Origin of the sequence: Cohnella sp. GCM10020058, assembly GCF_042683485.1 — a bacterium.
In the GTDB taxonomy this organism is placed as follows: domain Bacteria; phylum Bacillota; class Bacilli; order Paenibacillales; family Paenibacillaceae; genus Cohnella.
Window position 1 is genome coordinate 113891 of sequence record NZ_JBHUJV010000004.1, and the last position, 20139, is coordinate 134029.

Annotated in this window: 21 protein-coding genes; 11 read left to right on the forward strand and 10 right to left on the reverse strand. The window is 54.9% G+C overall.

What is annotated here, in order from left to right:
• Nucleotides 1-95: 95 nt before the first annotated feature.
• Nucleotides 96-5243 (reverse strand): S-layer homology domain-containing protein, encoded by a 5148-nt coding sequence (locus tag ACFSR7_RS06815; protein WP_378159915.1) that lies wholly within the window; start codon nt 5241-5243, stop codon nt 96-98.
• 408 nt (nt 5244-5651) lie between these two features.
• Between ACFSR7_RS06815 and ACFSR7_RS06820 the strand changes: the two genes are divergently transcribed.
• Complete coding sequence (locus ACFSR7_RS06820; RefSeq protein WP_378159916.1) at nt 5652-6923, forward strand: mechanosensitive ion channel family protein; 1272 nt, start codon at nt 5652-5654, stop codon at nt 6921-6923.
• Nucleotides 6924-7008: 85 nt separating this feature from the next.
• Here the strand turns inward: ACFSR7_RS06820 and ACFSR7_RS06825 are convergent, their stop codons facing one another.
• Nucleotides 7009-7368, reverse strand: coding sequence for a MerR family transcriptional regulator (locus ACFSR7_RS06825; RefSeq protein WP_378122465.1), 360 nt, complete (start codon nt 7366-7368; stop codon nt 7009-7011).
• Nucleotides 7369-7471: 103 nt separating this feature from the next.
• On the opposite strand from ACFSR7_RS06825, the gene ACFSR7_RS06830 reads away from it, so the two are divergent.
• Entirely contained in the window at nt 7472-8182 is a 711-nt protein-coding gene (locus ACFSR7_RS06830; RefSeq protein ID WP_378159918.1) for an SDR family NAD(P)-dependent oxidoreductase, read from the forward strand.
• 559 nt (nt 8183-8741) lie between these two features.
• Here the strand turns inward: ACFSR7_RS06830 and ACFSR7_RS06835 are convergent.
• Together ACFSR7_RS06835 and ACFSR7_RS06840 are read right to left on the reverse strand one after the other, a co-directional pair.
• On the reverse strand, nt 8742-9611 hold the full coding sequence (locus ACFSR7_RS06835) for a hypothetical protein (RefSeq protein WP_378159920.1): 870 nt from the start codon (nt 9609-9611) through the stop codon (nt 8742-8744).
• A 693-nt stretch (nt 9612-10304) separates the two neighbouring features.
• Nucleotides 10305-10604: a DUF6809 family protein gene (locus tag ACFSR7_RS06840; RefSeq protein ID WP_378159921.1), complete on the reverse strand. Its 300-nt coding sequence runs from the start codon at nt 10602-10604 to the stop codon at nt 10305-10307.
• Between the two features lie 145 nt (nt 10605-10749).
• Here ACFSR7_RS06840 and ACFSR7_RS06845 point away from each other — a divergent pair, with 145 nt between their 5' ends.
• Nucleotides 10750-10977 (forward strand): helix-turn-helix domain-containing protein, encoded by a 228-nt coding sequence (locus tag ACFSR7_RS06845; protein WP_378159923.1) that lies wholly within the window; start codon nt 10750-10752, stop codon nt 10975-10977.
• A 69-nt stretch (nt 10978-11046) separates the two neighbouring features.
• On the opposite strand, the gene ACFSR7_RS06850 is transcribed toward ACFSR7_RS06845, so the two are convergent.
• Nucleotides 11047-11853: a helix-turn-helix domain-containing protein gene (locus ACFSR7_RS06850; protein WP_378159925.1), complete on the reverse strand. Its 807-nt coding sequence runs from the start codon at nt 11851-11853 to the stop codon at nt 11047-11049.
• A gap of 127 nt (nt 11854-11980) precedes the next feature.
• On the opposite strand from ACFSR7_RS06850, the gene ACFSR7_RS06855 reads away from it, so the two are divergent.
• Nucleotides 11981-12802 (forward strand): phytanoyl-CoA dioxygenase family protein, encoded by an 822-nt coding sequence (locus tag ACFSR7_RS06855; RefSeq protein ID WP_378159927.1) that lies wholly within the window; start codon nt 11981-11983, stop codon nt 12800-12802.
• 26 nt (nt 12803-12828) lie between these two features.
• The gene (locus ACFSR7_RS06860; RefSeq protein ID WP_378159929.1) at nt 12829-13347 is read left to right on the forward strand and encodes a GrpB family protein; all 519 of its coding nucleotides are present in this window, start codon (nt 12829-12831) and stop codon (nt 13345-13347) included.
• Between the two features lie 64 nt (nt 13348-13411).
• Here the strand turns inward: ACFSR7_RS06860 and ACFSR7_RS06865 are convergent, their stop codons facing one another.
• Both ACFSR7_RS06865 and ACFSR7_RS06870 read right to left on the reverse strand, forming a co-directional pair.
• A complete protein-coding gene (locus ACFSR7_RS06865) occupies nt 13412-13753 on the reverse strand; it encodes an AbrB/MazE/SpoVT family DNA-binding domain-containing protein (protein WP_378159931.1) in 342 nt (113 codons plus the stop codon).
• A 44-nt stretch (nt 13754-13797) separates the two neighbouring features.
• Entirely contained in the window at nt 13798-14628 is an 831-nt protein-coding gene (locus ACFSR7_RS06870) for a helix-turn-helix transcriptional regulator (protein WP_378159933.1), read from the reverse strand.
• Nucleotides 14629-14745: 117 nt separating this feature from the next.
• Between ACFSR7_RS06870 and ACFSR7_RS06875 the strand changes: the two genes are divergently transcribed.
• On the forward strand, nt 14746-15588 hold the full coding sequence (locus tag ACFSR7_RS06875; RefSeq protein WP_378159935.1) for an NAD-dependent epimerase/dehydratase family protein: 843 nt from the start codon (nt 14746-14748) through the stop codon (nt 15586-15588).
• Nucleotides 15589-15858: 270 nt separating this feature from the next.
• Complete coding sequence (locus ACFSR7_RS06880; protein ID WP_378159937.1) at nt 15859-16104, forward strand: hypothetical protein; 246 nt, start codon at nt 15859-15861, stop codon at nt 16102-16104.
• Between the two features lie 10 nt (nt 16105-16114).
• On the opposite strand, the gene ACFSR7_RS06885 is transcribed toward ACFSR7_RS06880, so the two are convergent.
• Nucleotides 16115-16459 (reverse strand): winged helix-turn-helix transcriptional regulator, encoded by a 345-nt coding sequence (locus ACFSR7_RS06885; protein WP_378159939.1) that lies wholly within the window; start codon nt 16457-16459, stop codon nt 16115-16117.
• Nucleotides 16460-16600: 141 nt separating this feature from the next.
• Between ACFSR7_RS06885 and ACFSR7_RS06890 the strand changes: the two genes are divergently transcribed.
• The 4 genes from ACFSR7_RS06890 to ACFSR7_RS06905 all read left to right on the forward strand — a co-directional run bounded on the left by ACFSR7_RS06890 (nt 16601) and on the right by ACFSR7_RS06905 (nt 18780).
• Entirely contained in the window at nt 16601-16954 is a 354-nt protein-coding gene (locus ACFSR7_RS06890; protein WP_378159940.1) for a DoxX family protein, read from the forward strand.
• A 42-nt stretch (nt 16955-16996) separates the two neighbouring features.
• Nucleotides 16997-17698: a hypothetical protein gene (locus ACFSR7_RS06895; RefSeq protein WP_378159942.1), complete on the forward strand. Its 702-nt coding sequence runs from the start codon at nt 16997-16999 to the stop codon at nt 17696-17698.
• Between the two features lie 172 nt (nt 17699-17870).
• A complete protein-coding gene (locus tag ACFSR7_RS06900; protein ID WP_282911868.1) occupies nt 17871-18176 on the forward strand; it encodes a PadR family transcriptional regulator in 306 nt (101 codons plus the stop codon).
• Nucleotide 18177: 1 nt separating this feature from the next.
• Nucleotides 18178-18780, forward strand: a complete 603-nt coding sequence (locus ACFSR7_RS06905) for a DUF2812 domain-containing protein (RefSeq protein ID WP_378159944.1) — start codon at nt 18178-18180, stop codon at nt 18778-18780.
• 37 nt (nt 18781-18817) lie between these two features.
• Here ACFSR7_RS06905 and ACFSR7_RS06910 read toward each other — a convergent pair whose 3' ends face one another.
• Nucleotides 18818-19261, reverse strand: coding sequence for an ATP dependent DNA ligase (locus tag ACFSR7_RS06910; protein ID WP_378159946.1), 444 nt, complete (start codon nt 19259-19261; stop codon nt 18818-18820).
• A gap of 177 nt (nt 19262-19438) precedes the next feature.
• Nucleotides 19439-20131, reverse strand: coding sequence for a hypothetical protein (locus tag ACFSR7_RS06915; protein ID WP_378159948.1), 693 nt, complete (start codon nt 20129-20131; stop codon nt 19439-19441).
• Nucleotides 20132-20139: the final 8 nt, after the last annotated feature.

Sequence of the window (20139 nt, forward strand, 5' to 3'; positions counted from 1 at the left end):
GCGGTCATCTCGTCGATGGCCGCAAGGCGTCTTATATGGCGGCGGCAATCGCCGTCGACCGGAAGCAGCTCCGACGGATCGGCGCCGGCGCTTCGTTATTGCCGCTCGAACAGCCGGTAGATCGCCGTCGCAGCCTGCGCTCTCGTGGTAGAGGCAGCCGGATCGAAGGCTCCCGCGCCTGTGCCTTGAAGAATGCCGGCACGCTGCATGGCAGCCGCCGCATCCCGTGCGTACGGCGCGATCGCGTCCGCGTCCGTGAACGCCGCGGCCTGCGCGGCCGATGAAGCGTTCAGGTCAAGCTTCAGCTCGCTTGCCGCGCGGTACAGCATGGCAGCCATCTCTTGGCGCGTGATCGGCGCATCGAGACCGAAGGAGCCGTCCGCACGCCCGGTCACGATGCCAAGCTTTGCCGCCGAGGCGACGGCATTCGAATACCACTGGCCTGCGGCAACATCCGTGAAGGCGGCCGCGTCGGAGCCCGTTTCGGAATCCAGCCCGAAGGTATTCGCCAGCATCGTTACGAATTCCGCCCGCGTCACGATGCCGTTCGGTCGGAACGTGCCGTTGCCGTCCCCGCGAACCGCGCCCCGAGCAGCGAGCGCTTCGACGGCGGGGATCGCCCAGGCATACTGCTGCAAGTCGGTGAAGAGGGTCTTCGCATAGGATACCGCATAAAGGCTGAAATGCGCCGGCGCGAACCGGACCGTGCCCGTCGCCGAATCGTATCGGCTGTTAACGACCGGCGTCAGGCGTCCTTCGTCGTCGATGGAATAGACGACGACCTGCCCGGCCTGCTGTCCTGCGCTCAGCGAATAAGGAACGGCAACGCGGACAACGCCGCTCTTGCCGAACTGCTCCACGCGACGCCCGCCAACCTCGAGCTTGAAGTCGTAGACGGGACATCCGGCCAGTTGATCCTGAATCGTCTGCGGCAGCTTGGATGTGTCCGCCTTGGCCACCGTCAGCGTAACGGTCTCGCCGGCCTTGGCCTGCGTCGTCAGCCATTTGGCGTCCAGCGTCACCGGCGCCAGTCCGTTGTCGATCACAATCGACGAGAGCGTGCCGGCGGACGCGGCCGTGAGCAGGGCGTCGGCCGGCAGTGCGACGCGCACGCCGGATGCCCCGGTGTCCGGCTTCACCGCGATGCGAAGCTCGGAGCCGCCCAGCGCCTTGATCGCACCCTCGAGATCCGCTGCGCTGAACGCTGCGCTCGCCAGACCGGAGGCGTCCGATTTCGCTTCGACCGTGAGTCCGCGGCTGTCGACGACCGGCTTCGATGGGTCGGGCGTCGGCGAGGTCGGCGGATTAGCGGGAATGTACGGCGCTGTCGGCGTTCCTTCAATAGACACGGCCTCGGATTCATGGCCGGCCGCGTCGACCGCCGTAAGCTTCAGACGGTAGTTTACGCCGTTCGTCAATCCGTTCAGCTCGGCCCGGCGAACGCCCGCATCCACTTGGCGCTCTTCCATCGGCTTCCCGTCGGCGGATTCTCCGGCAATGCGAACGTAGGCCAGATCTTCATCCGTCGGATCGTCCCAGGTCAGCGTCAGCTTGCCGTCCGAGGACGCGACGTTGACGGACGATACCTTGCCCGGCGCCTCGTCGCCGCCGGTGCCCGGATCGGTCGCTTCCTTCACGACGAACCGATACTCGGCCTTCTCGCCGCCATCCCCCGCGGTCGCGGTTATGACGCCGTCGCCAGCCTTCAAACCTGTGATCTTGGCGCTCGTGGTTCCCGTCGCCGCGTCGTACACGACATCGCTCACCGAGGCGACCTTGTCATCTCCGGACGTGAATACGACGGATTTAATCGCCGCATCCGCAGGGGCCAGCGACGCCGTCAGGCGGAAGGATTCGCCGGCCGCGATCGACGTATCTGCCGCGTCGGACGTCAGCTTGATGCCCGTAACCGCAGGCACACCCTTAAGTACCAGGTCTGCGAGATACTTCGGATTTTTATCGCCGCCGATACCGCCCATGTACTGGATCCAGCCGCGGCGCGCGCCTCCGTCGCTGTCGTTGATGAGGAACGAGAATCCGATGTCCGTACCGGACTTGGCGGTCATGCCTTCAGGCATAATCTCCTCCCACGGAATCGCCACCTCATAGTTGGTCGTTTTCTCGTCCTCAACCCGCTTGATCGCGACTTTCATATCGTCGAACGCACCCGAGAATTGGCCCGGGACGGCGATCCAACGGTACTTTTGCACAGTACCGTCATTGTTCAAGGCAAAGCCGATCTCATTGTAGCCGCGGGAGCCGGAGCCGTAGATTCTGCCCGGATCGATCGCGAGCTGAATGCCGTCTGCCTGCCAGGTGCTTCCGTCCGTATAAGGCTGGTTATGAACGTTGTCGGTCGCTTGAATCGCCAGGTACAGATAGTCCGCATCCCACTTCGTGCGGAACTTCGCGCTCAAGTCGCTCGGGCCGCCCCAGTCGGCGATGCCCTCAACCTGCGAAGCCTGATCGATTGTTTTCGTCTGGGTATTGGCCCACTCGTCGTCCCTAATATCCCCGTCCACGGTCACCTGCGTCTGCGCGTATGCCGCTACGGACAGATCGTTGATGATCTGATCGATGACGATCGCATCGCCGGAATCGGGCTGGACGTTCAATTTGACATGCGTGCCTTCCTTGATCGCGCCATCGGGAATCGGCAGCTTGATGACGCGCGACTCGCCCGGGTTAATCGCATCATAAGGCACGGCTTGCGTATCTGGCCAGCCCACAGGCTCCGTCACGCTGAGCGTGCCGGCCGACAAGGCCAGCTTCGAATAATTGTTCTGAATTTCCACTAATAGCTCCCAGTTTTTGCTGGGGTCGGCCGGATCCACCGGATTGGCGGTCACCGATACGACGATTGGAATCACTTTTTTGACGTTGATCTTCATGTCGCCAACCTTGTTCCCGCTGCTGTCGTTCGCGACGATCGCGATCGTATCCGAATCGTTCGCGTAATCGGCTGGCACCGTGAACGTCAGCTTATCGACGCTCTGTCCTTCTTTAAACGAACCGTCTTCTGCCATGGTCCAGCCTGCCGGCATGCTCACGCTGTATCGGCCGGACATGGCGGCAGCGGCAGCCGAACGGCTGATGTTCACCGTGACGGTATCGCCGGCCGCGACGTTGATTTCATCGCTCTGTGCTTTAAAACTTGGCGTTGCCAGCGACAGCTGGTCGCTGAAGCTGCCAACATAATAAACGGGGGTGCCCGTTAACGTCGTCGACAGAATGTTCTGGGCCGCTGTCGTATCCGTTTCGTTGCCGAACAGATCGACGGTTTTCAGCGTATCGGTTCCGAGATTCAGGCCGACCGTTTGCGGTTTATTTTTCGTCCACACGGCGAGGATGTCCTTGCCCTTGGCCGCGCTGTGGAATTTCAGGATACGGATATTGTCGTCCAGCTTGTAATCCTTGACGAAGCTCGCATCGCCAAGCAGGTTCTCGTTGGCCGAGAGCGCGACGTATGCCGGTTTCGCCGAATACGGTCCTCTTTGGCTAAGCAAGCCGAAGTTGCTCTCGTAGTCCGCTTTGTCCATGCCGTCGTTCAGCGAGTCGTACCAGAGAACTTTATCGAGGACGCCGGGAATCGACAGCACCAGCGTCTTGATCTGCGTAGCGAACGCCGCCTGCTCGACTTCGGAGTGGTTGCCCGAGCTCCAGCCGATCTCCGTCGCCCACATTGGCTTCTCGAAGCCGAGCTTCTTGAACGATTCCTTGACGCGAACCATCGTCTCCGCGAACTTCGCGCCCTCCGGACCTGCATTCGTGTAAGGGTGGAAGGAGATGGCGTCCATGTAATCCCCGCCGCCGGCCTTAATCAGCGACTCGAGCCAGCCGTAGTCGGAGGCGGCGACCGCGCCGCCCAATACGACGGCGTCCGGATTGGCTTCTTTGATCGCCGCATAGGCTGCTTTCAGGAGTGCGTTGTACTCCGTGACACCAAGCCCGTTGCCGAAGCTGCCGTTCCACTCGTTCCAGATCTCGAAGTACTTGACCTTGCCCTTCAAATGCGCGACGACCGCTCTGCAGTAGTTCGCGTAAGCTGCGACGGCTTCCGGCGTGTGAGGCGCCTTGCCGCCATCGTAAAAATTGTTGCCGAAGTTCAGCTCGATCAACGGCACGATGCCGTTTTGGATTTCCGTATCGATGTACTGGTCGTAGCCTGCGGGAAACGTATAGGACCCTTTGGTCGTTTCAACGTTGCTCCAGTAATATTCGTCCCGCGCATACTTGGCCCCAATATCCTTGAAGAGAGGCGCGATCTTTTCCGCGTCGTAGATGCCTCCCCAGGCCAGGTGCGTTTGTGCGCCGAATACGCTGTTGGGGAGCGTATTGCTAGGATCCAATTTTTGAATGATGCTGAACGGGATATCCTGATGAATACTTGTCGAGCCGTCCGCGTCCTTTGCGTCGACGATCAGCGTGTAGACGCCTTTTTCTTTAATATCCAGCTTCAGTTTCTCTATCGTCTTTACGCTATTGGGAGCCGCTTCTACCGATACTGAGCCGGTCTTCAGCAATCGGCCGTAGGCGGCGTCGAACACCTGATAATCGACCGAGATCGTATCCGGCTGGTCGTATTCATTGACGAATTCAAGATTAATCGTGGGGGTGTCGTTCACGTCAAAAATATTGCCGACCTTATCGGATGTGCCGGTCATCGAAACTCGCTTCAGCTTCTCGACGGAGATGGATCCGATCGTGACCGGCTTCGGCGTCTCGCCCATCGACTGCGCCCAGAAGGCCACCCGGAAGTCGTTGCCTTCGGATTCGTTGTTGAACTTGGCATCCTCCAGGACGAATTTATGCACCATCCACGTATTTGTTCCGGTGAGATGGACGGTCTCCGCTTCCTTCCAGGTCGCCTCTACGGAATTGTAGGCAATGGTGAACTTCCCGTCCGTGCTGTCGTCGAAATACTTCACGTCCACCTCCACCCGGTTGTTGCCGCCCAGAATGTAGGAGTCATCGACGTTCACCCGAATAAAATTGGGTCCCTGCGGACCGATCTCCCAGCCTTCCGCACCGTCTTTGGTGACGACTTTGCCCGGCAGATGGTAGGGCACAGACTCTACGGTCATTAACTTCGTCTCGGGATTGGACCCTAATATTGCATAGCTGGGCGCTGTCGAGGCGTCGTCGGCGGCATAGGACGTCATGGGCAATACCGATGCCAGCAGGCTCGCCGCGACGAGTCCGACTAAGCCTTGTTTGGCTCGTTTAAAGATCGATTTTTTCATTTTCAGCTGTTCCTCCTCTATTGTCGTTCGCAGATGCGGTTTCCATTGCGGCAATCTGTGCTACAACAAGGCCGGTGTTTCACCTCCGCTTCCTTTTCTTCGCAACTTCAAGGCGTTCGATCTGGTAACGCTTCCAATCCGCTCTTTATTGCAGACGCCTTCATGCTGTCTTGATGCCTTGCGCTCCTATTTATAGTAAGGTGAGTCAATTGGGAGTGTCGATGACCGATCGACCGATCATGATGACGTTTCCGACGATAGCGGCCGAATTGTATATTAAGGGCGTGGTTGAACTGCCGTCCCGAAGGTTGACGTATCGATCGACTTCCGGTAACATCGGACGAAAAGCTCTCTGGCGCACGGGTAATTGCGTCAGGCGAGCCTTTCTTTATTTCCGGGGAGGAAGGCATGAATTCAATCCAACAGCTACTTGACGATCTGGGCGTCACTTCCGGCCTATCCGCGGATCTGGCGAACGCCATCCTGATTGTCGGTATCGCAGCGATCAGCATCCTGGCTCATTATGTCACCAAGAAGGTCGTGCTCCACATCGCTACACGCTACATCCGGGGCAATCGGTTCAAATGGGACGACTACATTCTCAAACGAAAGGTGTTTCAGAGACTGTGCCACATCGTTCCCGCCATTATCATATATTCTTTCTCGCACAGCTTCTCCGATTATCGCGGTCTCATCGTGCAGGGGGTCGCCGTCTATCTGACGATCGTGGCGATGGCGGTGGTCGACGCAGTGCTGAACGCCTTGAACGATATTTATACCACTTACGAGATCTCCAAGAGCCGCCCGATCAAAAGCTACATTCAGATGATCAAAATATTCCTGTTCGTCATCGGCGGCATTCTGGTTGTCTCCAGCCTGATCGGACAGAGCCCGCTCATTCTGCTCAGCGGGATCGGCGCACTATCGGCCGTCATGCTGCTGATCTTCAAGGACTCGCTTCTGGGCCTCGTCGCAGGCGTCCAGCTGTCGTCCAACGACATGGTGCAGGTCGGCGACTGGATTGAGATGCCCAAGTACGGTGCGGACGGAGACGTGATCGATATTTCGCTGCACACCGTCAAGGTGCAGAACTTCGACAAGACGATTACGACGATCCCGTCGTACGCCCTGATTTCGGATTCGTTCAAAAACTGGCGGGGTATGCAGCGCTCGGGAGGCCGGCGCATCAAGCGATCTCTCTACATCGACATGAACAGCGTCGGCTTCTGTACGCAAGAGATGATCGAAAGATTCGGGCGCATTCAGCATTTGCGCGACTACATTCGGGAAAAAGCAGTGGATATCGAGCTGCACAACAGGGAGCACGAGATCGACCGCACCGTCGCGGTGAACGGTCGGGCGATGACGAATATCGGCGTCTTCCGCGCTTACGTCGAACGGTACCTGGAGCGGCATCCTAGAATTCATCAGGACATGACGCGTCTCGTTCGCCAACTGGCGCCCGGCGAGAACGGTCTGCCGCTGGAGATCTACGCATTTACGGATACGATAATATGGAAAGAGTACGAAGGGATACAGTCCGATATCTTCGATCATCTGCTCGCGGTCGCGCCGGAGTTCGGACTCGTCGTCTTTCAGAATCCGACCGGCCACGACATGCGGCGTATGCTGAAGCAGGAGACGGTGCGCGAGGCGGTGGACGCTTCGCGGGGGTATTGAGGGGTGTGCGAATAATGATCTGCAAGGCGGCAGCTAGCATGCGGACGGAACCGCCGATACCGTGTCAAACGCGGCGTCGGCGGTTTCAGTAATTTTCCCCGCGATAGTACCGCTCCAGCTTTTCCTCCAGACGGACGAGCTGCGCGTTTTTCTCCTCGATGTCCTGCAGCAGCTTAAGCTTCTGCGCTTGAATCATATCGATCCGCTCCGGCAGGGTGGAGGTGCCTTCCTTTACCTTGTCATAATACGTCTTGATGTCCTCCACGCTCATCCCGGTCTCGCGCAGACACTTGATGAACAGCAGCCAGTTCCGATCATGCTCCGTATAGAGCCTGTTATTCTGCTCGCTGCGGGCGGCGGGCTCCAGCAGTCCTTTTCTCTCGTAAAAACGGATGGCTCCGATATTGATTCCGACGTCCTTCGCGACTTCACCGATCGTCAGCATACGCGCCCTCGCTTATCCAAAATTCGTAGTTGACCTACACTAAGTGTAGCATAGTAACTTATAAATCGTTATAGGCAATCAACTTACGAAACGAGGGATTCGCGTGAAAAAGACCGCATTCGTCACGGGCGCCAATAAAGGAATCGGATTCGAGATCGTAAAGCAGTTAGGGGAGGCCGGTTGGAAAGTTCTCCTTGGCGCGCGCAGCGCCCAGTTGGGCGAAGCGGCCGTCGCACAGCTGGCGTCCAAAGGGCTGGACGTCGAATTCGTGCCGATTGACATGAACGACTTGACGTCCATCGAACAGGCCGCCGACACGATCAACAAGAACCACTCCGGGCTCACGCTGCTCATCAACAATGCCGGCATGCCGGGCGCGTTCTCCCGTTCGTTTACCGATACCAAAGAAGAAGACCTGCGCAACGCCTTCGAGGTCAACTTCTTCGGCACCTTCCGCCTGAACCAGCGCCTGTTCCCTTTGATCAAGGCGAACGAAGGGACCGTTGTCAACGTCTCGACCGACATGGCATCCCTGGAACATATGCAAAATGCCGCGTTCACGCTTAACGCCTTCGACTACAACTCGTCCAAGACGGCCAACAACGCCATGACGCTGTCGATGGCTTATGAAGTCCGAGACAGCGGCGCGCAGGTGTTTGCGGTGACGCCGGGATTCACGACCACCGATCTGAACGGCAATGCCGCGGGCGGGAAGTCGAAGGAAGCCGCTGCTGCGATTATTGTCGGATATGCGACGGATGGTCAGCGCCATAATGGCGAGTTTTTGGATGAGAAGGGCGTATTTGCTTGGTGATCGTATGAAAGCATGAGTAAGAACGCTTGTCCTGCATGCAGGCAAGCGTTTTTGCGTTAAACAAAAAAACACCATGTCTCTTTGAGTCATGATGTCAGCCATTTATTTATATGCTCCATCGCTTCCGAATGGGCTAGTCCCTTTCCGGCATTCAGTTCTGTTGGCGTTGCTTACTTACCTGAATAGAAGAAAATGACCCGCCCTAGGTTGCACGCCACGGGATAACGGGTCATTTCTTCGGTCGATCGACGGGAGGCACCCGCAGAAGCAGTTGTGCAGGAAGTCAGTGCTGGCGGCACTGGCTTCTTGTTTTTATAATACGCGTATTATACGGTTAGGCCACCTGTAATTGGCAGTCTGGATTTCACATAACTGACTGGGCTTAGCCTCACAGCAATGTCTGACTGAAACTTCTTTCCGAGACCCATCTGGAAGGCCGAGGAGCCGTGGGCTTTAAATCGCGAGTACAATGTTAGATGATAGACCTGCCCGCTTCGAGATTACTTGCGCGGTCTTTTATACTCGCCTTTAAAGGTACCCAGTTTTTGCTGGTGTGGCGCTAATGCATCTTTCCTCCCACCGCTTCATAAGCATCCAGCACATGTCTGAGGGCGGCCTTTTCATTTGCCGTAATGACACGGTCTATATAAGTTCGTTTCCCCTCATGACGTACAATGGTTTTGGATGAAGAGATGATGTCTTCAATCATTGCAAATTCGTCCGGCATCAATAAATTATCGTAATACTCCCAAAAAACGGAGCCTTGATGATCTTTAACGACAGCTTTATCTCCAAATGTTATCCTGTATGTATTCTTGTCAGTCTTTATAATATATCGATTAATAGATATCCATTTATCTCCTGTGTATTGAATGCGGATATGCGGATAAGGAATATATCCGTCGTCGGACTTCGAGAAATAAATATAAAATGCATTTTGGTTGACGTATTTCACGGTGGTTTTGTCATAAAAAAAGGAAACCTCGCTGACTTCATCGTATTCTTTCCTCATTTTAGACGTCGCTTCGGCCAATCGCTTTTTATTTGCTTTGGCTTTGGCGAGTTCTTGTTGCTTGGCCTTCTCTTCGGCTGCTTTTACCGACGCAGATAACTTGGCAACGAGTCCGACCAACTCTGTGTACTCCGCCGACTCCGGCGCCTTTGATTTTAACGTTTCCGTCGTTTTTTTCAAAGAAGCGAGATCCTTTTTTTGAAAAAATGTCTTGCCCTCCGCCAGCAGCTTCGCAGGGCTGTTCTTTAGGTCGTCTAACTCCGCCTTGAGCGCCGCATTTTCCTTTTTAAGTTTGGATACCTCGCTGGTTAACGCTTCGACCGCCCCTGCGTTTGAGGAGGAATTTTGCCCGCTGTTCGAACAGGCGCTCAGAATGAGGGTGGATGCTATGACAGAAATCAAAATGCGTTTTTTCAATTTGTCTCCCCCGAATGAATATCGCTCGAATTCTTACAAAATGTTCTTGATATATACGGTATGATAGCGTTAATTTAAATGGACTCATTGACTCCTACCGGTATAAGAGGTCCGGGAGAACAGGATGACTCCAACATCAATACGCGATCATGCGGCTTATAAATCCTAAATGCGGCATTTAGATCGTGGGTAAACATTAGAAGTTTTTATATTCTTCCGTAATCGCAACTCCTATTTGATAAACCAACCAACAAAGAAAAAATATAATACCAATCGGTAGTAATTCATATAAAAGGAATTTATAAAAAGATTCTAAATTCAGATCATTAGTTTTTCTCTTATGCTTATATATTCGCATAATGGCTTGAATCAAAGCTGTTAATACTAAAAAGCATGTTAAAATCACAAAGAAATGTACAAAAAAATTTTCTACTTCTAAACTTTCTAGATTTAAATATCTACTTAATGAATCAGAGAAGATGATGTAAAGAACCAAAACGTAAACCAGTATCAAAGCTTTGTTGAATATAACCCTTCTTAGAGTTTTCAATAAGCAAGCAACTCCTTTAATGTATTGATATGATTTCCTTTTTTGAGTTTGATTTCTATTTCTTGTATTCGCGGAATCTTATAACAATCCTGCGTACATAGTACGCATCCATTTAGAATTCGGAGTTTGAAGCTCGCTCAGCTTTAGTAAATATCCTTGCCTTCCTGCAGGCTTATCCACTTAGCCATCGACTCCACTATCATCGAGACGCCAAGCTGGAAGCCATGTTCAAACGAAGCGAACATGTCGAACTCCTCCAGTTTAGCTCGCAAGTCCAGAAGCTGTTCAAGTTCCTCATAATCCCCTTGGCCGAGCCGCCCTAGCCACATGCCCATGGCCTCTGTGATTTGTCGATTGAGAGTATGGTGAGCCGGGTCTTTAGAGACAATTTGTTCAAGTGGGTTGAGTTGTCCGCTATATAGCTTCTCAAGCAGTTTTCGCATGGCTTTCCCTCCCCGGCTTCTGTACAATTGCGAGTCTATAAAGCTGAACTCCAGGTATTCATCCAATCTCATTCTAGCGATATTTTCGCTAAAAGTACATAGCGAATTTTCCGCTAAAATATACTTCTTCTGAGGTGTAGCGGAGATGTATGCACGTATTCGGAATTTGCGCGAGGATAAGGATATGACGCAAACGCAAGTGGCGGCCTATTTGAGCTGCAGTCAGCGGATTTACAGCAATTATGAGCGGGGCGAGGTCGATATTCCGACAGCTATTCTAATCAAGCTGGCCCGCCTGCATGAGACCAGTACGGACTATCTCTTGGGCCTTACTGATGTTAGAAAGCCATATCCACCGAATCGATCCGTATAAGCTAACGACCTTTCAATCCATAAAATCACAACCGCCGCAGCTCTCCAGCCCCGGCGGGGATTTCGCATCCTACAACCCACGCCGATAAGCGCTCGGCGCTACCCCATACCTTCTCTTAAACAGCCGCGAGAAATGGAACTCATCATAGAACCGCAGCGATGCGGCGATCTCCTTGACCGTCGCATTGGTGGTCTCCAGCGTCGCCTTGGCGGAGGCGAGCTTCAGCTCCTGCACATATTGGGTGGGGGACATGCCGGTCCGCTCGCGGAACCTAACATAAAAGGCGGTGCGCGACAGTCCGCTCAGCCGGACGTACTCGTCCACCGGAACCGATGCGCCGATCTGCTTGTGCATCCGGTACAGGATGTCGTCGAGCTCGGGATGGCGGCTGCGGCCGTAAGCGGCGCGCTCCTGCGCGAATAGGTGCAGTAGCTCCTGCGCGGTTAAATGTACAGCCATTCCATAGCCGGCGGGCTGGAGAATAAGGCTATCGATCAAGCGCTCGCACAATCGAATAGCCTCTGAAATGCGCCCTGTCGATACCGGCCGCCAAGCAGCGAGCCCTAGCAGCTCGGCTACATCCAGCGGATCGAAGTGCAGGAAGTAGAATTTCCAGTCGCCGCCCAGGCAGCGATACGAGCAGGGCACGTCGCCGGAGACGAGGAGGTAGGTACCCGCCTCCATTACTTCGCTTGTATCCCCGTACATGATGCTCCCCTTGCCTTCGTAGGTGACGAAGAGGCCGGCGCTCATGAAGCCTTGCGGTTGGGATGCCTGATAAGAATCGTTCGCACCTACCTTCCATATGGACTGGAAGCGGAACGCCGGAGCAACAAAGCCCGCGTCCAAATAGTAAGGAATATCCGTCGTAGCCATCGTATCGCTGCCTCTCGCCGCATTGATTTTTGTACGATTATACATGCATTCGCAACGGTCTTCAATGGAAGTCCCCGCAGTCTCTCCCTATACTGAAGCTACGATCCACGACAGGAGTGAGACGCGCATGATGGTAAAGGTAGGGAGTCGGGAGCTGGAGCTTGGCGGGGAGCATCTGACGGAACTGAGGGATTCGAACGATATCAGGCATGACTTTGACGCCCTGCGCGCCAGAATGGCGGAGGACGGCTATTTGCTGCTGCGCGACTTCCATGATCGGGAGGAGGTGCTGAACGCCAGGCGCGCGGTTCTCCGCAAGATGGAGAAGATGGGCAAGCTCGACAGGGATACCCTGCTCGAGGACGGCGTTATGGCGGACGGCAGCAGAACGCTGTTTTTTGGCGGGACGAACGAGGATCTGCCGGAGCTGCTGGATGTGCTGAACGGGCCGCGGATCATGGGTTTCTTCGATGAGCTGTTTGGCGAGAAGTCGCTAACCTATAATTACAAATGGCTGCGCGCGGTCGGCAAGGGCGACTATACGGGCGCGCATTATGATATCGTGTATATGGGTCGCGGCACGCACAACCTGTACACCGTCTGGTCCCCGATCGGCGACATCAGCTATGCGATGGGCGGTCTGGCGATGTGTCTGGGCTCGCACCGGTTCGAGGAGCTGAAGCGCACCTACGGCACCAAGGATTCGGATTGGGACAAAGTGAACAATTATACGGACGATCCGCTCGTCATTACGGGCAAGTACGGCGGCAAGTGGGCGACGACTGAGTATCGGGCGGGCGACGTGATGATCTTCGGGATGTTCCTCATGCACTGCTCGCTGGAGAATACGACGAACCAGTATCGGCTGAGCGTGGACACCCGTTATCAATCCTCCCAGGAGAAGATCGATGAACGCTGGGCCGGTAAAAAACCGCGCGGGCATTTCTAGGCCCAAGCCTGCAAGGAGCGTGTCGGATGAAGGTTAGGCTGAGCGATTACAGCAATGAATGGGTGCGGCTTTACGAGGACGAAGTCGCATTTCTAAGCGCGATATTCGGAGATGAGATCGTGCACTTCGAGCACTTCGGCAGCACGTCGGTGCCGGGCATGAAGGCGAAGCCCGTCATCGATATGATGGGCGTGGTGCGGAACATCGATCGGATCGACGCATATAACGACCGGATGCGCCTGCTCGGATACGATGTCGCCGGAGAGTGGGGCATTCCCGGCAGGCGGCTGCTGCGCAAAGGCGGCGAGGAACGGACGCATCACATTCATTTTTATGAGACGGATAACCCGGAGATTGAACGGCACCTCATCTTCAGAGATTACTTGCGATGTCATCCGGCTGAAGCTGCGAGGTACAGCCGGTTCAAGGAGGCGCTCGCCGAGCGCTATGCGCGCACGAACGAATACAGTCCGGCCAAGAAGGCGTTCGTCAGTGAAATGGAGCGGCTGGCGCTGGCGTGGTATGCCGAGAGACAAGGGCATTAGTGCCAGCCTGCACTTTTGACTGTCCTAATAACCTAACGCCTACGCTCTACCGTTTCTGAAGTGATCATTCGACCATTTCTTCCCCCACGGGCTCCCACACCGCATCCTCTTCTTGTTGGTCTTTCATGTCAGACGTGACCTGGGCGACCAGAGAAAGATAGAAAGCTCGGAGCCCCTGTTGATCATCAGCTTGTGGGTATGCGCGAGGCTTAACAAAGAATCCATGACCCGGCTCAGATGGAAAAAAGTCGATCTCTACACCGTCAGCGAGTCTGTACATTTTCGCAATGTTTGCAGGAATCCGCAGGGCAAGGCTGTTTTCCCAAGTCTCGATTACGCCACGTGCCAACGGCTCCGTTGCTGCGCGCACATGAATCACCTTGCTTTCGTTTTGTTTAGTATTCATCCTGCAGCTGTTTGGCACAAAGAATCACGATTGCATTCCTCGGCTCAGCCTTCCGATGCATCCAACAAACGCTGCAATCGCGCCGCCGTATCTGCCGAAGCGGTAAAGATCATGATCTTCAGATCCGGATGGGTCGGCGGCTGCAAGGTCACGTGCTCGAACGCCATCTCTCCGATTCGGGGATCGTACTTCTGCTTGCGGTGATCGGTCGCCGCCTCGACATCGTGCATCGGCCAGAGCTCGCGGAATAGCGGGCTGATGCGCATGAATTCCTCGATCAGCGTCTTAAACCGCTCATCATTCGGAAAGCGTGCGTAATCCGCGCGAAAACGTGCGATCAACACGCGCGTTCGGGACGCTTCGTCCATCCGCGCGGGTTCCAGCTTGTCACTCGTCAGCAGATGCCGCATCCAATTGAACATTGTGTCGTCGGGTTGGGCAGGGATATGAAAAACAAGCTTGGCCGCCTTGTTCCACAGCAGCAGATCCCAATATCTGCCGAGCACGAACGCCGGGTGCGGGTCCAGCGCCTGGATCATTCGTTGCAAGCCCGTGGCGATATCGCGGTCTTCTTCCTCTGGTTCCTGTTGATCCGATCTGGCCAGAAGGTGAAGATGGCGACGCTCGTCCTCGGTCAATCGCAGCGCCTTGGCGATGTTGTTCAGTACATCCTCAGAGGGATTAACGCTGCGCCCCTGCTCCAGGGAGGTGTACCAGGACGTGCCGATATGGGCGAGCTGGGCGACTTCTTCCCTCCGAAGACCCGAGGTCCGCCGCCGTCCATAGGAGACCAGTCCGACCTCTTCCGGCGTCAGCCGCTCCCGGCGTATGCGCAGAAATTCGCCCAACGACCTTCTGGAAAAAACCACTTCCATCTTCATTCCTCCCGGTATCCTGACACTCCCAAACCTACGATAAACGCAGGAGGGAAGCCGACTGCTCCTTCTATTATACTGCCCGTATAGCAACTAAAAAACGTAGGAGGGCTTAAAATGAACGCTTTTATAACGGGAGCTACAGGTAAAGTGGGGAGCCGGTTTGCGCAGCGTATGCTGCAGCGGGGGCATCGCGTGACCTTGCTGGTGAGAAACGCCGAAAAGGCGGACGGGCTTCGCCGGCAAGGGGCGGAGATCGTGGAAGGCGATCTGCTGCGGCCGGACGACTATATCGGTGCGCTGCGGGGGAAGGATGCGGTGATTCACTTGGCGGCGCAATTCCGCGGCGTGGACGAGGAGACGACTAGAACGGCCAACCTGGACGGCACGATCGCGCTGGCTCATGCGGCCTTGCAGGCGGAAGTGCCAAGATTTGTTTTTACCAGCACGAACAACGTATACGGCTCGGTGGTCCGGACGCGGCCCAGCCGCGAAGACGACGAGCTGAGCCCGACCCAGGCTTATCCGCAAAGCAAAGTGGAAGCCGAAGCGGTGCTGCTGCGGCTTCATCGCGAGCAGGGCTTGGGCGTTCGGATCGTTCGGCTGCCCTTCGTCTATGGCGACGGCGATCCGCATATCGTGGAGATACTCCCGTACATTCGAAGCTGGCATCCGGCCAAACGCATGCATATGGCGCATCATGCCGATGTCGGCCAAGCCCTGCTGCTCGCCGCTTCCACGCCAGGCATCGATGGCCGCATCTACAATGTGGGCGACGATGCGCCGATTACGGCCGAGGAGCTTCGGCAGCTTCATGGCGGCGAGGGCGCACCGGAGGCGCAGGAGCAGCCTTTTGATCCGTGGGACATGATCGTCGATACGACGCGCATTCGGGAAGAGCTGAACTTCCGTCCGATCTACCCGTCCTTTTATACGGCAAGAGATGCAGGGGCGATTTAACCGAGCGTCGGTAGGCCTTGGCATTGAAAAAAGGAAATGTTAAAGGCGACCTCTAACGAGGCCGCCTTTCTCTTTGCACAAATTCCGCCTGAACCCGTTTTCCTTCGCCTAACACCAGCCGACTTCAGGCCAGTCGCTGCCATAGATGATCGGAAAAAGGTAGGCCATCGCGATGCCGCCGTACACGATACGGGGAATCATTTACCACAAAAGAGGGGATCATGAAACCCTGTCATTAAGGGGAAGCATGATCGGAGGATGGAGCGGCGGATGAGCGCTGAGCTGGAACGGTTGTTGAAGATGATGGCCCAAGTGGTGTCGATGGAGCTGCGGGTGGGGAACGCGGACGTTCAAAGCGCGATCGACATGATGGACGGGTATGGGCTGAGATACAAAAATTCGTGGGCTTCCATGGAACTGGCGGACCATACCGTCGTAGAATTCTGGCGCAAGGATCTGTTTAAGACCGCTGCCGCTCCGCTGCCGAACGATGCGAGCCGCGACGATCGGGCCTGACGCGCGCGGATCACTCCGCAGAGCGTTCCTCCCCGTACAGCTCGGTCAAATGCGCGAGATGCCCGATGCCCCAGTCGTTCATGGCCTGCAGAATCGGCGTTAAGCGCTGCCCGTATTCCGAGATAGAGTACTCCACCTTGGGCGGAATGAGCGGGTACACCTCTCTGCGCACGATATCGTGATATTCGAGCTCCTTCAGCTGCTGCGAGAGCATCTTTTTGGTGATGTCGGGAATCGACCTTTGCAGCTCGCTGAACCGCATCGTGCCGCCCGCGAGCAGGCGCAGCAGGATCACGGGCTTCCACTTGCCGATGAGAATCTCGAGCGTCGTCTCGAATTTGCAATAAGCCGTCATGCCGCGGCCTCCAGTCGTGGTCTAAGGTTTTCTTTTCTATACCTTGTATGGTTTAAGTGCCTTCTTCCGGCGCGTCGTTCTACCTCCTATTATAGGCTATAGACGAGGGTTGACGACACACGGGGGAAGGGGAATCGGAGGATGAATATCGCATTATGGATCGCGCAGGGATTGCTCGCGGTGGGGGTTCTATACGCGGGATGGATGAAGACGGTCCAGTATGAAAAGGGAGCGGCCGCATGGGGCTGGGTCAAGGATGTGCCGAAAGGCTTCGTCGTCTCGGTCGGCGTCCTGGAGCTGCTCGGCGGGGCGGGTTTGATCCTGCCCGAGGCGACGGGGATCGCGCCGGCTTTGACGCCGATCGCGGCGATCGCGCTGGCCGCCGTCGTTCTGTTCGGCGCGCTCTTCCATATCTTCCGCAGCGAATACCGGGAGATCGGCATTAACGTCGTGTTTCTGGCGCTCGCCGTATTCGTGATTATCGAACGGCTCTGAAGGCTGCACGTGAGGTATAATGGTTGTCGAGTCGTGCGAACGGTGGCGATCAAGGATGAAGGCGAGGTGCGGCTTGTGATCGAGCGGCGAATCTACCGGGCCGAATGGTCGGACGGGAAAAAGGAAGCGGGCATTGAGACGCTCATCAAAAGCGGGCAGGCGCTGAGTCAGATCCGGGCCGGGCGGGTGATGACGGCGGCGGCCTTTCACTGGACAAACAATCTGTTCCTCTACTACGAATGCATCGACAGCCCTGTAGCGCCTGAGGAGATCGCAGGTGATGCCGCGCCCTGCTTGAAGGAATGGCCGGGGCAAGCGCAGCCGCGGAAGTGGATCCCGATGATCGACGTCTTCCGCTTCAACGAGCCCGCGAGCGTCGAGCACTGGCTACGCAAGGACCCGGTCGAACGGCGGGCGGGGAGAGTCGCGCATCTGAAGCCGGAGATGGTCGCCAGCTACATTTATTATCACCATCAGCTGCAGGAAGAGCGCGCGTTCCACGGACCCAAATACGAGATTATCGCGATGCACGAGAACCTGCTGTTCGGGTATCAGGAGTTTCCGGCCGTGACGGAAGCGCCGGTGCTGCCGGGACGTCTCCACACCAAGGGCACGCCCGAGCCTTGGAGCGACGCGCGGATGGATTTGCATTTTCAGCCTTGGGAAGACGATGGTTACCTGTACTTTAAGCCGATCGAACCCATATTCGCGTATTATATCGGTGATGTCGATGCTAAGTCGTGAGAGCCGAGAGAGATAAGAGGCGCCAGCTTGCCCTTGCTGTTTGGGGGCGACTGGCGTCTTTCGTTTGAAAAGGCCAGATTTTAAATATACAGTTGAAATGTATAGTTGAACTGTATATAATCATACTAAGTTCAACTGTACAGTTAGACTGTATATAGAGAGGGGGCGTCGCATGAAGCATCCGCTGCTGCCGTTGTCGGAAACGATGCATTATATTTTACTGGCGCTCAAGGAGCCGCTTCACGGATATGCGATCATGCAGACGGTCGAGGAGATGAGCGAAGGGACGGTCATCCTGGCGGCCGGAACATTGTACGGTGCCGTGGAGAACTTGAGCAAGCACGGCTGGATCGCGCCGGTGCCGGGCGAGACGGGCCGCCGGAAGGTATACCGGATCACGCAGGACGGAGAGCGCATCCTCGCCATCGAGCGGAGAAGGGTAGAGCATCTGCTATCACTCTATGAAACGAGGGATTAAGGTGAAAAAACGGAAGTGGTTCGCTAACCTGCTGAAAGAGGAAAAGTGGCTGAACGATCGACTGGCCGAAGGCTATGCTTGTCGCAGGGTCGGTTCGCTGGGCGGGTACGTATTCGAGCGGTCCGATCGCCCGATGGTCATCCGGCTCGACTATCAGCGTCAGATGAGCGTCGAGCAATACGAGGAATATAAGGGCACCTACGCGGACTTTGGATGGACCCACCTGAAGGGCAGCCGCTGGGGCAGCGTCCAATACTGGCAAAAGCCCGCGGACGGACGCGACGAGATTTTCTCCGATGCCGGCTCGCAGGTCGCGTTCTATAAGCGCCTCACGCATTACGCGCTCGCGACCGCTTGTCTCTTTTTCGTTTACATTTGCGTCTTGTTCAACGGCAATCTTTTTAAAGCCATGTTCGACGTCAAAGCGAGCTATTTAACCGAGGGCTTGTGGGAGAAGGAAGGGGCGGCTTTTTGGCGCGCCTTTCTGTTCGAAACCCCGTTCGCGATGCTTCGCTTCCTGCCGGCCTGGATTTTCGGACTCGCAATCGTCATGTCTCTCTACAGCTACCTCCAATACCTGAAGCGGAAAAAGGAGTATGCGTAACCGGCGATTCGGGAGCTTAGGGCCGATCAAGCCATTTTCATTCAACCCAAGGCAGCTTGCATTGCTCCGGCGACGCATTCACGAACGCCTGAATGGAAGGCTGGCGCAGCGCGCGGCCTTCCCGCCATCTCCACTCGCTGTACTGCACCTTGGCCGTCAGCCTGGGCGTCACCCAGTACGCGTCCTTATGCCGGTCGGGCCGGTTGGCGAACGGAGAGCGCTTGGTTGCCATCGGCGCCAGCGTCTGCGTCAAATCCCGCCATTCGGCCTTTGTCAGTCTGCCCGTTCCGGTATGGCCGATGTACCACAGCTTGCCAGCCTGGTCGTATTGGCCGAGCAGCACGGCGTTCACGATCCCGTCGTTCAGCGTGAATCCGCCGATGACCGCCAGAATGTCCCCGTAATTTTTCACCTTTCGCCAGCGCGCGTCCTTACCGCCGATTGCATAGCCGCTTCGCAGGTCCTTTGCTAGTATCTCCATATCTTAACTGTACATAAACTAGAAATTATATGTATTTTCTTTAATGCGTGAGGGATTCTTTATCAAAAGTTTAATGTACATAAAGAATTGATGTACATTATACTTGAATAGGTGATTTCGGAATATTGATTATGTACAAAAATGAGGAGATTTCCTTGGTGAAGTCTTGTCCATGTCTTAGTTCAAACCTTGATTGTAATATGAAATTCCAAGTTCACCTTTCAGCACTGTTCTAAGTTCATTAATTATATTGTCTAGCTTTGCATGATGTACAAACCTTTGTTGATGTGTTCCTGGTTCAGGAAATTCAGAGTACACGAGTAACTCTCCAAGTGTCTTGATGAATTCATCTACAAGACGAGCTACTTCATCTGTCAGATATAATTCTGATAGTACGAAGTAATTCTTAGCTTCATTGAAGGACACCCTTGCCTCACTAAATTCAATTACACGTAAGTAAGAATTCATTTGATCTATTGATGCTTCCTTATCTGTTTCCCAAAGGTCCAGTATTTTTTCAACCATCCCTCGTACGACTTTTCTATTTAAAAGATACTCTTCAATATCGCTTTTATTGAATTCCTCAAAGGTTAGGCTCCGTCTTCCTCCAAATAGACCCCGTATATTGGATTCTGCCAATAACAAGAGCTTAAATAATTCTGGTATTGTTTCATGCCTTTTAATGGTGTACAGATTAAAGTCTTGAATTTTTCTTTGAAGATCAAATTTAAGACTTTCAGTAAGTTGGGTTAATTGTTGTCTATATTGCTCGAGATTTTTATCTGCTCTGTATTTATAAAAGGCCTGAAACAAGGCAACAACAATCCCTGTAACAATTGTGGAAGTAAGTATTGAGCGTACTAGTTCCATTGGGCGTA